At 71.4% G+C, this 14,306-nt stretch carries 11 protein-coding genes; 3 read left to right on the forward strand and 8 right to left on the reverse strand.

The window, feature by feature from the left end; genetic code table 11:
- The first annotated feature begins 1 nt into the window (after window position 1).
- The 3 genes from ACFWFI_RS05325 to recQ all read left to right on the forward strand — a co-directional run bounded on the left by ACFWFI_RS05325 (window position 2) and on the right by recQ (window position 5,337).
- On the forward strand, window positions 2-1,573 hold the full coding sequence (locus ACFWFI_RS05325) for an NADH-quinone oxidoreductase subunit M (protein WP_387385721.1): 1,572 nt from the start codon (window positions 2-4) through the stop codon (window positions 1,571-1,573).
- Entirely contained in the window at window positions 1,570-3,234 is a 1,665-nt protein-coding gene (gene nuoN, locus ACFWFI_RS05330) for an NADH-quinone oxidoreductase subunit NuoN (protein WP_387385723.1), read from the forward strand. The genes ACFWFI_RS05325 and nuoN overlap by 4 nt, the downstream gene beginning before the upstream one ends.
- Before the next feature lie 117 nt (window positions 3,235-3,351).
- Window positions 3,352-5,337, forward strand: a complete 1,986-nt coding sequence (recQ, locus tag ACFWFI_RS05335; RefSeq protein ID WP_387385725.1) for a DNA helicase RecQ — start codon at window positions 3,352-3,354, stop codon at window positions 5,335-5,337.
- A gap of 13 nt (window positions 5,338-5,350) precedes the next feature.
- Here recQ and ACFWFI_RS05340 read toward each other — a convergent pair whose 3' ends face one another.
- The 8 genes from ACFWFI_RS05340 to fahA all read right to left on the reverse strand — a co-directional run bounded on the left by ACFWFI_RS05340 (window position 5,351) and on the right by fahA (window position 14,281).
- A complete protein-coding gene (locus ACFWFI_RS05340) occupies window positions 5,351-5,959 on the reverse strand; it encodes a Uma2 family endonuclease (RefSeq protein WP_387385727.1) in 609 nt (202 codons plus the stop codon).
- Window positions 5,960-6,045: 86 nt separating this feature from the next.
- Entirely contained in the window at window positions 6,046-8,772 is a 2,727-nt protein-coding gene (locus ACFWFI_RS05345; RefSeq protein WP_387385729.1) for a fumarate reductase/succinate dehydrogenase flavoprotein subunit, read from the reverse strand.
- Between the two features lie 14 nt (window positions 8,773-8,786).
- Complete coding sequence (locus tag ACFWFI_RS05350) at window positions 8,787-9,536, reverse strand: ABC transporter ATP-binding protein (protein WP_387385732.1); 750 nt, start codon at window positions 9,534-9,536, stop codon at window positions 8,787-8,789.
- The gene (locus ACFWFI_RS05355; protein ID WP_387385734.1) at window positions 9,533-10,399 is read right to left on the reverse strand and encodes an ABC transporter permease; all 867 of its coding nucleotides are present in this window, start codon (window positions 10,397-10,399) and stop codon (window positions 9,533-9,535) included. The genes ACFWFI_RS05350 and ACFWFI_RS05355 overlap by 4 nt, the downstream gene beginning before the upstream one ends.
- Window positions 10,396-11,769, reverse strand: a complete 1,374-nt coding sequence (locus ACFWFI_RS05360; RefSeq protein WP_387385736.1) for an ABC transporter substrate-binding protein — start codon at window positions 11,767-11,769, stop codon at window positions 10,396-10,398. The genes ACFWFI_RS05355 and ACFWFI_RS05360 overlap by 4 nt, the downstream gene beginning before the upstream one ends.
- A 15-nt stretch (window positions 11,770-11,784) precedes the next feature.
- The gene (locus ACFWFI_RS05365; RefSeq protein ID WP_033297536.1) at window positions 11,785-12,012 is read right to left on the reverse strand and encodes a 4Fe-4S dicluster domain-containing protein; all 228 of its coding nucleotides are present in this window, start codon (window positions 12,010-12,012) and stop codon (window positions 11,785-11,787) included.
- 66 nt (window positions 12,013-12,078) lie between these two features.
- Window positions 12,079-12,849: a GntR family transcriptional regulator gene (locus ACFWFI_RS05370; protein ID WP_387385740.1), complete on the reverse strand. Its 771-nt coding sequence runs from the start codon at window positions 12,847-12,849 to the stop codon at window positions 12,079-12,081.
- Window positions 12,850-13,051: 202 nt separating this feature from the next.
- A complete protein-coding gene (fahA, locus tag ACFWFI_RS05375) occupies window positions 13,052-14,281 on the reverse strand; it encodes a fumarylacetoacetase (protein WP_387385742.1) in 1,230 nt (409 codons plus the stop codon).
- Between the last annotated feature and the right edge of the window lie 25 nt (window positions 14,282-14,306).

A 14,306-nucleotide genomic window follows, 5' to 3' on the forward strand; every position in this document is an offset into this window, starting at 1 on the left:
CATGTCCTTTCCCCTCCTGACAGCGACGGCGGCGCTCCCGGCGATCGGCGCGATCGCCACCGCCGCCGTCCCGGCCGCCCGGCGCACCGCCGCCAAGTGGCTCGCGCTGGTCGTCTCGCTGGCCACGCTCGTCCTGGCCGGCATCGTGTTCGCCCGCTTCGAACCGGGCGGCGACCGCTACCAGCTCACCGAGTCGCACGCCTGGATCGCGGACTTCGGCGTCCGCTACGAACTGGGCGTCGACGGTATCGGGGTGGCGCTCCTCGCGCTCACGGCGCTGCTGATCCCCTTCATCATCCTGGCGGGCTGGCACGACGCCGACCCCCTGGAGACGAGCTCCTCCCGCTGGCGCCCCACTCAGGGCTTCTTCGCCCTGATCCTGATGGTGGAGGCGATGGTGATCCTCTCCTTCGTGGCCACCGACGTCTTCCTCTTCTACATCCTCTTCGAAGCCATGCTCATCCCGATGTACTTCCTCATCGGCGGCTTCGGGGACCGTGCGCACTCGGGCAGCGACGAGAACGCCGCGGCGCAGCGCAGCTACGCCGCTGTGAAGTTCCTCCTCTACAACCTGGCCGGCGGGCTCATCATGCTGGCCGCCGTCATCGGGCTCTACGTCGTCGCGGGGAGCTTCTCGCTCTCCGAGATCGCCGAGGCCCGGGCCAACGGCTCGCTGGACATGGCGACCTCCACCGAGCGGTGGCTGTTCCTCGGATTCTTCTTCGCCTTCGCGGTGAAGGCCCCGCTGTGGCCGCTGCACACCTGGCTGCCCAACGCCATGGGGGAGGCGACCACGCCGGTGGCCGTCCTGATCACCGCGGTCGTCGACAAGGTCGGCACCTTCGCGATGCTCCGCTTCTGCCTCCAGCTGTTCCCGGAGGCCAGCAAGTGGGCGACGCCGGTGATCATCGTCCTGGCGCTGATCTCCATCGTCTACGGCGCCCTGCTCGCCGTCGGCCAGCGCGACATCAAGCGGCTCATCGCCTACGCGTCGATCTCGCACTTCGGCTTCATCGTGCTCGGCATCTTCGCGATGACCAGCCAGGGCCAGTCGGGCGCCACGCTCTACATGGTCAACCACGGCCTCTCGACGGCCGCGCTGATGCTGGTCGCCGGATTCCTGATCACCCGGCGGGGCTCGCGGCTCATCGCCGACTACGGCGGGGTGCAGAAGGTGGCTCCCGTCCTGGCGGGAACCTTCCTCATCGGCGGCCTGGCCACCCTCTCGCTGCCCGGCCTCGCCCCGTTCGTCAGTGAATTCCTCGTCCTGGTCGGCGCGTTCAGTGCGTACCCGGTCGCCGGCATCATCGCCACCGTCGGCATCGTGCTCGCCGCGCTGTACGTCCTCGTCCTCTACCAGCGGACGATGACGGGACCGGTCAGGGAGGGGATCGGGGGCATGCCCGACCTCAGGGTCCGTGAACTGGCGGTGGCCCTTCCGCTGATCGCCCTGCTGATCTTCCTGGGTGTCTTCCCGAAGCCGCTCACCGAGGTCGTCAACCCGGCGGTGCAGCACACCATGCACGACGTACAGAAGAAGGACCCCCAGCCCGAGGTGGAGGCCGCCAAGTGAGCGCAACAGCTGTCCACAGCCTGTGGACGACGGCGGGCGGGGTGACATCGGCTGCCCCGGGCGACAGGTTCACCGCTCCGACCATCGAGTACGCCCAACTGGCACCCGTCCTGATCGTGGTCGGCGCCGCCGTCCTCGGGATCCTGGTCGAAGCCTTCGTCCCGCGACGGGCGCGCTACACCACCCAGGTGTTCCTGACGGTCGTCGCGATCGCCGCCGCGTTCGCCGCGGTGGTGGGCCTCGCGGCCGACGGGTACGCCACGAAGAACGCGCACATCGCCGCGATGGGAGCCGTCGCCGTCGACGGACCCGCCCTGTTCCTCCAGGGCACCATCCTGCTCGTCTCCATGGTCTCCGTCTTCACGTTCGCCGAGCGGCGTCTCGACCCGGCCGCGCACGGCAACCGCGTGGACTCCTTCGCCGCCCAGGCCGGTTCGGTCCCCGGCAGTGACGGCGAGAAGGCCGCGGTCAAGGCCGGGTTCACCACGACCGAGGTCTTCCCGCTGGCCCTCTTCTCCGTGGCCGGCATGCTGGTCTTCCCGGCGGCCAACGACCTCCTGACGCTCTTCGTCGCGCTCGAGGTCTTCTCCCTCCCGCTCTACCTCCTGTGTGCCGTCGCCCGCCGCAAGCGGCTGATGTCACAGGAGGCCGCCGTGAAGTACTTCCTGCTCGGCGCCTTCTCCTCGGCCTTCCTGCTCTTCGGGATCGCCCTGCTCTACGGATACGCGGGCACGGTCTCGTACGCGGGCATCGCGAACGTCGTCGACGGCTCCGTCCAGCAGATCGACCCGGCGCTCGCCGACACCATGGGCAACGACGCGCTGCTGCTGATCGGCGCGGCGATGATCCTCATGGGCCTGCTCTTCAAGGTCGGCGCGGTCCCGTTCCACATGTGGACCCCGGACGTCTACCAGGGAGCCCCGACCCCGGTCACCGGCTTCATGGCCGCGGCCACGAAGGTGGCCGCCTTCGGCGCGCTGCTGCGCCTGCTGTACGTGGTGCTGCCCGGCCTCACCTGGGACCTGCGCCCCGTCATGTGGGGCGTGGCGGTCGTCACGATGCTGGGCGGGGCGATCGTCGCGATCACCCAGACCGACATCAAACGGCTCCTGGCCTACTCCTCGATCGCACACGCGGGCTTCATCCTCGCCGGTGTCATCGCGGCGAGCCCGGAGGGCGTCTCCTCGGTCCTCTTCTACCTCGGGGTGTACTCCTTCGTGACCGTCGGCGCCTTCGCCGTCGTCACCCTGGTGCGGGACGCCGGCGGCGAGGCGACCCATCTGTCGAAGTGGGCCGGTCTCGGCCGGCGCTCGCCGCTGACCGCGGCGGTCTTCGCGGTGTTCCTGCTGTCCTTCGCCGGTATCCCGCTCACCTCGGGCTTCTCCGGCAAGTTCGCCGTCTTCAAGGCGGCCGCGGACGGCGGCGCGGGCGGCCTCGTCGTGGTCGGTGTGATCTCGTCGGCCATCGCCGCCTTCTTCTACATCAGGGTCATCGTCCTGATGTTCTTCAGCGAGCCGAAGGCGGACGGCCCCACGGTCGCCGTCCCGTCCCCGCTGACGATGACCACGATCGCGGTCGGGGTCGCCGTGACCCTGGTGCTCGGGCTGGCCCCGCAGTACTTCCTCGACCTGGCGAGCCAGGCGGGAGTGTTCGTGCGGTAACGGGAAAAGTACGCAGCGACGCCGGACGGGCCTTGGAAAGTCAAGCCCGTCCGGCGTTGTCGTAGGCGGCGCCTATGGTTGCCGGTGACGGGTGAAGACGGACGGACGGGCGCGACCATGAGTGTGACGACCGAGAGCGCTGCACAGCAGACGCTGCACCGGGTGTTCGGTTACGAGGCGTTCCGCGGCGAGCAGGGCGCGGTGATCGAGCATGTCGTCGAGGGCGGCGACGCGGTGGTGCTGATGCCCACCGGCGGCGGCAAGTCCCTCTGCTACCAGATCCCCGCCCTGGTCAGGCCCGGCACCGGTGTCGTGATCTCCCCGCTGATCGCGCTCATGCAGGACCAGGTGGACGCCCTGCGTGCGCTGGGGGTCCGCGCGGGCTTCATGAACTCCACGCAGGACTTCGACGAGCGCCGCTCGATGGAGGCCCAGTTCGTCGCCGGTGAGCTCGACGTGCTGTATCTGGCCCCCGAGCGGCTGCGCCTCGATTCGACGCTCGCGCTGCTGGCCCGCGGCGAGATCTCCGTCTTCGCCATCGACGAGGCGCACTGCGTCGCCCAGTGGGGCCACGACTTCCGCCCCGACTACCTGGCCCTGTCCGTGCTGGGCGAGCGCTGGCCCGACGTACCCCGAATCGCGTTGACGGCCACGGCGACCGACGCCACGCACAAGGAGATCACCCAGCGGCTGGGCATGCCCGACGCCAGGCACTTCGTGGCCAGCTTCGACCGGCCCAACATCCAGTACCGCGTCGTGGGGAAGTCCGACCCGAAGAAGCAGCTGCTGACCTTCCTCAAGGAGGAGCACGCGGGAGACGCGGGCATCGTCTACTGCCTCTCGCGCAACTCGACGGAGAAGACCGCCGAGTACCTCTGCCGCAACGGCATCGAGGCCGTGCCGTACCACGCGGGTCTCGACGCCGGGACGCGCGCCACCCACCAGTCGCGCTTCCTGCGCGAGGAGGGCCTGGTCGTCGTCGCGACCATCGCGTTCGGAATGGGCATCGACAAGCCCGACGTGCGTTTCGTCGCCCACCTCGACCTGCCGAAGTCCGTCGAGGGGTACTACCAGGAGACGGGCCGCGCCGGGCGTGACGGGGCACCGTCCACGGCCTGGATGGCGTACGGCCTCCAGGACGTCGTGCAGCAGCGCAAGCTGATCCAGGGCGGCGAGGGCGACGAGGCCTTCCGGCGCCGGGCCGCCTCGCACCTCGACTCGATGCTGGCGCTCTGCGAGACCGTCCAGTGCCGCCGGGCCCAGCTCCTGACGTACTTCGGCCAGGAGCCCGGCGCCGAGAGCTGCGGCAACTGCGACACCTGCCTGACCCCGCCGGAGACCTGGGACGGCACCGTGGTCGCCCAGAAGCTGCTGTCCACCGTGGTCCGGCTGAAGCGCGAGCGGAATCAGAAGTTCGGGGCCGGCCAGATCATCGACATCCTGCTGGGCCGCCGCACGGCGAAGGTCATCCAGTTCGACCACGACCAGCTCTCGGTCTTCGGCATCGGTGAGGAGCTGGCCGAGGCGGAGTGGCGGGGCGTCGTGCGCCAGCTGCTGGCCCAGGGCCTGCTGGCCGTCGAGGGCGAGTACGGCACGCTGGTGCTGACCGAGGAGAGCGGCTCCGTGCTCGGCCGGGAGCGCGAGGTGCTGCTCCGCAAGGAGCCGAAGAGGCCCACGACGCGGTCCGGCGGCTCGGGCGAGCGCAAGGCCAAGTCTGCGGCGGCCGTGGCCGACCTCCCCGCCGAGGCCGTCCCGGTCTTCGAGGCGCTGCGCGCCTGGCGCGGGGCGACGGCGAAGGAGCTGGGCCTCCCGGCGTACGTGATCTTCCACGACGCGACGCTGCGGGAGATCGCCGCGCTGCGTCCCGGCTCCCTCGCGGAGCTCGGCGGGGTCAGCGGCCTCGGGGAGAAGAAGCTCGCGACGTACGGCGAGGGAGTGCTGGAGGTGCTGGCGGGGCTGGGAGACACGGCCCCCGCCGCCGCTCCGGAGGCGGAAGCGGAATCCGCACCGGCGGCCGGGACCTCAATGCCGGCGGCCCGGCCCGCTGTCCAGGACGCGGACCCGGGGTTCGGCTGGGACGAGGAGCCACCGGAGTTCGAGTGAGCCGGGGCCGGGTCTACTCCGGCTTCGCCGCCCGGCGGCGCGAGACGATCGCGGTCAGATCCAGGTCGACGGTGAAGGGGGTGGACACCTTCATCCGGTCGTGGAAGATCCCAGTGGAGGTGTAGGCGCCGGTGGCGGGCTCAAGCTCGAAGACGTAGACAACTGCCCGGCCACCCTGGTTCTCCACCCGCCAGTAGTGCGGAATCTTCGCGCGCGCGTACTTCACCGGCTTGGTTTCCCGGTCGCGGGTGACCGACTCGTCGGAGACGACCTCGATCGCCAGCAGCACACTGTCCGCAGGGAACCGTGTCTGCCGCAGACTCTCGACCGCGTCCGCGCGCACGACGACGACATCCGGTTCGGGCCGGTTCTGGAAGTCGACGTCGATGGTGAACTCGCGAAAGACTTCCAGGTCGAGCGGTGCGAGCGACTGCAACTGCCACTTCAGGTAGTCGATCGCACGCTCATGGAAAACGGTCTGCGGACTCACGAAAACAAGGCTCCCGTCGATCAGCTCCGTATGCGGAGGCAGATTCGGGAGTGTGTCCAGGTCATCGGCGGTCCAGCCGCCCACGGGCGGGACCGCCCACCGCGGCTGGGGTGCCTCGGGTTCGATGCTCATCAGTGCTCCCATACGAAGGAGTCTCGCCGGTCCGTCCAGCGTATCCGCCGACAACCCGATCAAGCCCACCCGCACGTGTGCACGAGTCACGCGTCGTTGACCACCGCCCCCCTCGCCGCATACGCGCGCACGTCCGCGTCCGGGTCCGTGAGCACCCCGGCCAGGGCCTCCCGGGCCGCGTCATGGGACGTGTGGTGCAGCAGCGCCAGGACCGCGGCCTTACGTACGTCGGCGTTCGGGTCGGTCAGGGCCTCGGTCAGTGCGGTGATCGCGGAGACCGGGTCGGCCGAGGAGAGCGCCGTCGCCGCCCCCGCCCTGACCTGCCAGGCCGGATCGGAAAGAGCCGTGACCGCCCTGGCGGCAAACGGCCCAGGGCACCCTGTCGCCGCGAGCGCACCCAGGGCAGCCGCCCGCACCAGCAGGTCGGGGTCGTCGAGCAGCGGGGCCAGTCGCTCCGGCCCCGGAGAGCGCGTGGCCGCCAGGCCCTTCGTGACGGCCACCCGGACCTCCCGGGACGGGTCGGCCACGGCCCGGGCCAGCAGACCGGCCGCGTCCACGGAGACCAGGGCGCTCACTGTGTGGATCCGTACGTCGATGTCGGGGTCGTCGAGCGTGCCCGCGAACAATTCGGCGTCCCCCAGCCGCATCGCGCGCAGGGTGTCCAGCGCCGTGGCCCGCACGACCGGGTCCCCCGAGCCCAGCGCCGCCACCAGTGGCTCGCGCAGGGCCGGTTCGGCCGGCAGCACCTCGACCAGCTCCCGCAGGGACGCGGCGGCCGCCGCCCGCACCGACGGGGCGGGGTCAGCGAGCGTGGCGGCCAGCGCGGGTCCCGCCCCCTCCGGCGTCGACTCGCTCAGCGCGGCCACGGCGGCGCGTCGGACCGCCGGATCGGAGTCGGCCAGGTACGGCGCGAGCTCCCCCAGCTCCGGCTGATGGTCCTCGGCCAGCGCGAGCAGATCCAGGATGCGGGGGGACGCCCCGCCCGCCGAGGCGGAGGCGGCGACCCCCGCGCGCGAGGGCGCCGCAGAACCGGAAGGGGCCGACTCCCGCGCCCCCGCCGTCGCCACCTGCTCCGCCTCGACCTCGCCGAGCTCCCTGGAGGCCCCGCCGACGGGGTCGAACCCGTCCACCGGCACCAGATACGGAGCCACCGGCCGGGCCGTGAACTCCATCGCCCCCGACGCCGACTTGCGCAGGTCCAGGTGGTGGAACCAGTCCGTGTCGTCGCGCTCCGGGTGGTCCGTGCGCTCGTGGTACAGCCCCCAGCGGGACTCCGTGCGGGCCAGCGAGGAGCGCGCCGCCATCTCCGCGCAGTCCCGGATGAAGCTCACCTCGGCGCACCGCATCAGCTCGTGCGGGGTCGTCGCCCCCATCTCCGCGATGTCCGTGCGCATCCGCTCGAAGGACTCCAGCGCCAGCGACAGCCGCGCCCCCGACTTGGGCGGGGCCACGTAGTCGTTCACGAACCGGCGCAGCTTGTACTCGACCTGGGGCTGCGGCGGCCCGTCCGGGTGGTGCAGCGGCCGGTAGATCAGCTCGTGGGCCTCGCGCAGCTGACCGGCGGGCAGTTCACCTTCGTACGCCGTGTACTGCGAGGCGTCGGCCCCCGCCAGATCGCCGTAGACGAACGCGCCGATCATGTAGTTGTGCGGGACGCAGGCCAGGTCCCCGGCCGCGTACAGGCGCGGCACCGTCGTGCGCGCCCGGTCGTCGACGCGGACGCCGGAGGCCGAATGCCCGCCGCAAAGGCCGATCTCGGAGATGTGCATCTCGATGTCGTGGGTGCGGTAGTCGTGACCCCGGTTCGCATGGAACGTGCCGCGCGTCGGCCGCTCCGTGGAGTGCAGGATGTCCTCCAGGGCGCTGACGGACTCCTCGGGCAGGTGGCTCAGCTTGAGGTACACCGGGCCCCGGTCCGAGGCGACCTCCGCCGCGAACTCGGACATCATCTGCCCCGACCAGTAGTCCGAGTCGACGAACCGCTCGCCGTGCCGGTTCACCTGGTAGCCGCCGAAGGGGTTGGCCACGTAGGCGCAGGCCGGCCCGTTGTAGTCCTTGATCAGCGGGTTGATCTGGAAGCACTCGATGCCGGTCAGCTCGGCCCCCGCGTGGTAGGCCATGGCATAGCCGTCACCCGCGTTGGTGGGGTTCTCGTAGGTGCCGTAGAGATACCCCGACGCGGGCAGGCCGAGCCGCCCGCACGGTCCGGTGGCGAGCACGACGGCCCCGGCGCGCACGGTGACGAACGCCCCGGTACGGGTGTTGAAGGCCGCCGCGCCGATCGCCCGGCCGTCCTCGCCGGTCAGGATCCGGACCGGCATCACCCGGTTCTCGATCCGGATCCGCTCCCGCATCTCCCGGCGCCTCAGCTGCCGGTAGAGGACCTTCTTGACGTCCTTGCCCTCGGGCATCGGCAGCACGTACGAGCCGGAGCGGTGCACCTGCCGGACGGCGTACTCCCCGTGCTCGTCCTTCTCGAACTTCACCCCGTACGACTCCAGCCTCCGCACCATTCCGTAGCCGCGTACGGCGGTCTGGCGGACCGTGGACTGGTCGACGATGCCGTCGTTGGCCCGGGTGATCTCGGCGACGTAGTCGTCGGGTTCGGCCCGGCCGGGGATCACCGCGTTGTTCACGCCGTCCATGCCCATGGCGAGGGCGCCCGAGTGCCGGACGTGGGCCTTCTCCAGCAGCAGGACGGAGGAGCCGTGCTCGGCGGCGGTGAGCGCGGCCATCGTGCCGGCCGTGCCGCCCCCGACGACCAGTACGTCGCAGGAGAGTTCCTCGGCGTCGGCGAGGGCGGGGATCTGCACGGTCGGGCCTTTCGTCAGGAGGTGGCGGGAGTCAGGGACTGCAGGACCTCGCGGCGCAGTGCGACGGTCGCGGGGTCGGTGTGCGCGGCGCGTTCCCGGGGGCGCGGTACGTCCAGGACGCGTCCGGTGGGCAGCAGCGCGACCCGGTCGCCGAGGAACAGGGCCTCGTCCACGTCGTGCGTGACGAAGACGACCGTGGCGCCCGTGCCCTGGAGGACGTCCACGAGCAGCTGCTGCATCCCCGCCCGGGTCTGGGCGTCCAGCGCGCCGAAGGGCTCGTCCATCAGGACCGCGCGCGGCTCCGCCGCCAGGGCACGGGCCAGCTGGACGCGCTGGCGCTGACCGCCCGAGATCCGGTGCGGGAGCTTCGCGCCGTGGCCGTCCAGGCCGACCCGGGCCAGCCAGGACTCGGCGCGCGTCCTGCGTTCGGCTCGTGCGACGCCCCGGATGGCCAGGGGCAGTTCGACGTTGGCCCGCACGGTGCGCCACGGCAGCAGCGCGTCGTCCTGGAAGACGAGGGCCCGCTCGGCGCGGGGCGCGGTGATCGCCTCGCCGTCCTCGGTGACCTCGCCGCCGAGGGCGGGCAGCAGCCCGGCCAGGGTGCGCAGCAGCGTCGACTTGCCGCAGCCGGACGGGCCGACGACGGCCAGGATCTCGCCGGGCACGACGTCCAGGCCGATGCCGTCCAGCACCGGGGCCCCGGCCCGGCCGAGCACGGCATCGCGCAGGGTCAGCCGGACGCCCGGGGGAGTGGTCGTGGTCATGGGTGCACGCGCTCCTTCGCCAGGGGGACCGGCGCCACCGCCGGGGGCACGGCCCGGCTCCGGTGCCGTGCGGGGGACTGAGGGCGGCTGCTCTCCGTACGCGGCAGCCACCGGGTGAGCCGGCGGCCCAGCAGCTCCACCGCCGTCGAGGTGATCCACCCCAGCAGGCCGATCGTGGCCATGCCGACGAAGACCCCCGGATAGTCGACGACCGTGTAGTCCTGCCAGGTGCGGTAGCCGACCCCGTACTCGCCGGAGATCATCTCGGCGGAGATCACACAGATCCACGACACCCCGATGCCTACGGAGAGCCCGCCGAGGATGCCGGGCAGCGCGCCGGGCAGGACGACCGAGCCGAGGATCCGCCACCGGCCGCCGCCCATGGTCAGGACCGCCTCCTCCCACACCGGGGTGAGCGCCCGCACCGCGTGCCGGGTGGAGACCATGACGGGGAAGAACGCCGCGGTGCAGGTGATGAAGACGATGCCCTGCTCGTTGCTCGGGAAGAGCAGGATCGCCACGGGCACCAGGGCGATCGCCGGGACCGGGCGGATCACTTCGAGGACGGGGCCCAGGAGGTCCGAGGCCAGCCCGGACCGTGCGACGGCCGTGCCGACGGTGATGCCGAGGACCGAGGCCAGGGCGAAACCGGTGACGATCCGGGTCAGGCTGTCGGTGAGGTCCTGCCAGTAGGTGTCGCTGCCGAGCCGGTCACCGAACGCCCCGGCCACATCGGTGACCGTGGGGAACTGCTCGAAGCGCAGCCACAGATTGACGTCGTAGGAGGTCAGCAGCTGCCAGATGCCCAGCGCGGCCACCAGCGACAGCGTCCGCAGCGCGAAGGACCACCGCCGCCCCCTCACGAGGCGCCGGCCAGTTCGAGCGCGGTGGCGTACGGGACGATATGGGCGCCGGGGTGCGCGGCGGTGTCCGCGCGGGCCGCGGACCCGGTGACGTACGGCCTCAGCTCCGTCCCGTCCGACACCCAGACCGCCCGGTCCGCGAACCAGAGGGTCCCGGTGCTCGCGTCGGGGACGTACGCGGCGCGGACCTCGCCCTTGTGCCCGGCGGCGTACCGCAGGACCTCGGCGGGAGTGGCGAACGCCGACGTGGTGTCCTCGCCCTTCAGCCAGACCTCGCCTCCGCGTGCGGCGGGCGGGCCGGCGGCCCGTGCCTTCGCGTAGGCGGAGCCGTACACCCGCTTCACATACGTCTCGTCGACGAAGGAGTCGACGTCCACATCCCCGACGAGCTTCGCCGAACGCAGCACCGGGACGTCCTTCTTGAGCGCGGCCACCAGTGCGGGCTTCACCGTCGTGTCGAACGTGGCGATGCCCTGGGCGCCGTTGTAGAGGTGGACGACCTCGGCCGGCAGACCCGTCGCCTTCGCCACCGACTCCGAGGCCGCCACCGGGTGCTCGTGCAGGTACTCGGTCGCCCGCCCCTGCGCCCGGAGGAAGTTCTCCAGCACGGCGGGCCGCTTCTTCGCGAAGTCCTCGACGACGGTGACCCCGTGGAAGGTCGGCAGATTCAGCTCCGCCCCGTCGTAGAGGGCCTTCGCCCGGCCCTGGAAGGCCAGCAGTCCCGGCCACGCCACGAACTGCGACAGGGCGTCCGCGCTGCCGGCCTGCAGCGCCGACGCTCCCACCGCGGGCTGCTGGTTTAGCTTGCGGATGTCCTTCTCCGGGTCGAGCCCGGCCTGCTGGAGCGCACGGACGAGGGTTCCGTCGGCGGCCGAACCCACGCTCGTGGAAACCTTCCTGCCGCGTAGGTCCTTCAAGGAGCCGAGGTCCGAATCAGGCCCGGTCACCACGGTGTTGAGGCCGCCGCGCAGGTTGTAGCCGGTGACCGACACCAGCTTGGTCGGACGCTTCAGCTGTGTGCCGCGAGCCGCGTTGATCAGCAACGGGAAGTCGCCCATCGAGCCGATGTCGATCTTTCCCGCGGTCATCTGGGCGGTGATCGGGGCGCCGGTCGCGTAGTCCTGCCACTTCACCTCGTACCTGACGCCGTCCCGCTCGCCGCGTGCGCGCAGTTCGTCCTCGAAGTAGCCGAGCGAGCGCAGCAGGGTGCCCGCCGTGACGGTGTTGATGGTCCTGGACTGGTAGCCGACGGTCACCGTGACCGTGTCGTCGTCACCCGCGCTCGCCTCGCCGCCGCAGCCCGTCGTGAGCGGGACGAGCAGCGCGGAGGCCAGCAGGGCCCCGGCAGTACGGATTGCCGTGCGTCGCATGGGAGGAGGGGCCTTTCACCGGAGGAGGTAGGGCATGTTGACCGTGACCGCGTCGGTGGGACACCGGGCCGCGCACGGGCCGCAGTACCAGCACTCGTCGACGTGCATGTACGCCTTGCCGCTGTCCGGGTGGATGGCCAGGGAGTCGAGCGGACACATGTCGACGCAGAGGGTGCAGCCGTCGATGCACTTGGACTCGTCGATGGTCACGGGCACGTCGGCCCGCTGGGGCGCCAGAGGCATGGCGGTCTCCAGGAAAGAGTGGGAAATCCAGACAGGAAGGGGGTTCCGGGAAAGGGGGAAGAGGGCTCAGTCGGACCGGTGCAGCAGGCCGCTCATGCTGATGCGGTCGCCGCGGAACCGGATGAACTCCAGGTCCACGGGGCGGCCGTCACAGAGATGGGTGAGCCGTTCCAGCATCAGGACGGCGGCGCCGTGCGGGGTCTCCAGCACGGCGGCGGAGTGCGCGTCGGCGTTGACGGCCTCCATGGTGATCTCGGCGGTGCCGAGCGGCTGTCCGGTGAGGGTCTCCAGCAGCCGGAAGACGTCGGTGTTCTCCAGGTCGCAGCCGAGCAGGCCGGTCCCGATGTCCATGGGGACGTAGGTGAGGTCGAGGGAGAGCGGCAGCCCGTTCAGCAGTCTGCGCCGCTCGATGTAGAGCACATCGGTGTGCTCCGCGATCCGGAGTCGCCGCGCGACGGGCCCGGGCGCGGGCACGGGGCCGACGGTGCGGACCTCGTTGGTGACCCGGCCGTGTTCGCGGAGGGTCTCGGCCAGGCCCTGGAGCCGGTCGAGGCGGTGTGGGTACCTCTCGCTGACCACGACGGTGCCGACGCCCGGCTGCCGTTCCACCAGGCCCTCGGCGCGCAGCAGATCCAGGGCCTGGCGGACGGTGTTGCGGGAGACGCGGTAGTCGCTGCCGATCGCGTCCTCGAAGGGGAGGACACCGCCCGGGAAGCCACCGGTGCGTATGTGATGGCGCAGCAGGTCGGCCAGCAGCCGGGCATGGTCCGCGCGCAGCCGGCGCCGACGGGCGGCGGCGACGGGCACGGTGTGCTCACGGGTGCGTTCGGCTGGCATGCGCTGGACCATACAGACGGGGTCCACGCGATGGTGTTGCCGCAGTGTTGCGCCACCTGAGGACGCCGGGTGCACCGCTGTGATCAGCGCTTTTCCGCTCGGCCGAGGAAGATCTGCCACTACGGTGACCATCCCTCGGACACCCGGTGGCGTCACCCGCCGCCGCCGTCGCCCCCGTCCTGGGACGGGGGCGCGGCGTCGCTCACGGCGTGGCGGTGATCCGTCCGGTGACCTCGCCGAGCCCGACCCGGGTACCGTGCGGTCCGGGCGCCCAGGCGGTCAGGGTGACGGTGTCCCCGTCCTCCAGGAACGTGCGCTTGCCCTCGGCCAGGTCCAGCGGATCGCGGCCGTTCCAGGTGAGTTCGAGCAGGGAGCCGCGCTGCCCCGGCTCCGCACCGCTCACGGTGCCGGAGCCGTACAGGTCACCCGTGCGCAGCGAGGCGCCGTTCACCGTCATCTGCGCCAGCTGCTGGGCGGCCGTCCAGTACATGGAGGCGAACGGCGGCTCGGAGACGGTCTGCCCGTTGATGTCCACGGAGATCCGGATGTCGAAGCCGCCCGGCTCCTCGTCGTCCGCGTCCTCCAGATACGGCAGCAGCTCGGCGTCACGGGCGGGCGGCGCCGTGCGGGCAGCGTCCAGGGCCTCCAGCGGGGTCACCCACGCCGACACGGAGGTGGCGAAGGACTTGCCGAGGAACGGGCCAAGCGGCACGTACTCCCAGGCCTGGATGTCCCGCGCCGACCAGTCGTTCAGCAGGGAGAGCCCGAAGACGTGCTCACGGAAGTCACCGAGCGCCACGGGGGAGCCCTGCTCCGAGGGGACGCCCACGACGAAGCCGACCTCGGCCTCGATGTCGAGTTTCACCGAGGGGCCGAAGACGGGGGCGGGGTCGGCCGGTGCCTTGCGCTGCCCCGAGGGGCGCACCACGTCCGTACCGGAGACGACGACCGTGCCGGCCCGCCCGTGGTAACCGATCGGCAGGTGCTTCCAGTTGGGGGTGAGGGCCGCGCCGTCGGGACGGAAGATCCGCCCCACATTGGTGGCGTGGTGCTCGCTGGCGTAGAAGTCGACGTAGTCCGCGACCTCGTACGGCAGGTGCAGGGTCACCGAGCCGAGCGGGTGCAGCAGCGGCTCCAGCGCCGGGCGGTGGGACGGGACCGTCACCCACGCCGTCAGTGCCCGCCGTACGTCCCGCCACGCGGTGCGCCCCGCCGCCAGCAGCGGCATCAGGCTCGGCTGCGCCAGCAGTCTGGCGTACGGCGAACCGAGTGCGTGTGCCGCCGCTCCGGCGTCCAGCACATGTCCGCCGATGCGGACTCCGACCCTTCGGTCCTCGGGGTGCCCGGGGGTGGAGAACACACCGTACGGAAGGTTGTGCGGACCGAAGGGATCGCCCTCGGCCAGGTCGAGCGGGCTGCTCTGCTCGGGCATCTGTCGCTGCCCCTTTCCAGTCGCT

Origin of the sequence: Streptomyces sp. NPDC060209 (genome assembly GCF_042728155.1) — a bacterium.
Lineage (GTDB): Bacteria > Actinomycetota > Actinomycetes > Streptomycetales > Streptomycetaceae > Streptomyces.

Coding starts and splice junctions, on each gene's coding strand:
- fahA (WP_387385742.1), bottom strand. CDS start 14,281: ATGCCCGAGCAGAGCAGCCCGCTCGACCTGGCCGAGGGCGATCCCTTC.
- ACFWFI_RS05325 (WP_387385721.1), top strand. CDS start 2: ATGTCCTTTCCCCTCCTGACAGCGACGGCGGCGCTCCCGGCGATCGGC.
- ACFWFI_RS05350 (WP_387385732.1), bottom strand. CDS start 9,536: ATGACCACGACCACTCCCCCGGGCGTCCGGCTGACCCTGCGCGATGCC.
- ACFWFI_RS05340 (WP_387385727.1), bottom strand. CDS start 5,959: ATGAGCATCGAACCCGAGGCACCCCAGCCGCGGTGGGCGGTCCCGCCC.
- ACFWFI_RS05370 (WP_387385740.1), bottom strand. CDS start 12,849: ATGCCAGCCGAACGCACCCGTGAGCACACCGTGCCCGTCGCCGCCGCC.
- ACFWFI_RS05360 (WP_387385736.1), bottom strand. CDS start 11,769: ATGCGACGCACGGCAATCCGTACTGCCGGGGCCCTGCTGGCCTCCGCG.
- ACFWFI_RS05365 (WP_033297536.1), bottom strand. CDS start 12,012: ATGCCTCTGGCGCCCCAGCGGGCCGACGTGCCCGTGACCATCGACGAG.
- recQ (WP_387385725.1), top strand. CDS start 3,352: ATGAGTGTGACGACCGAGAGCGCTGCACAGCAGACGCTGCACCGGGTG.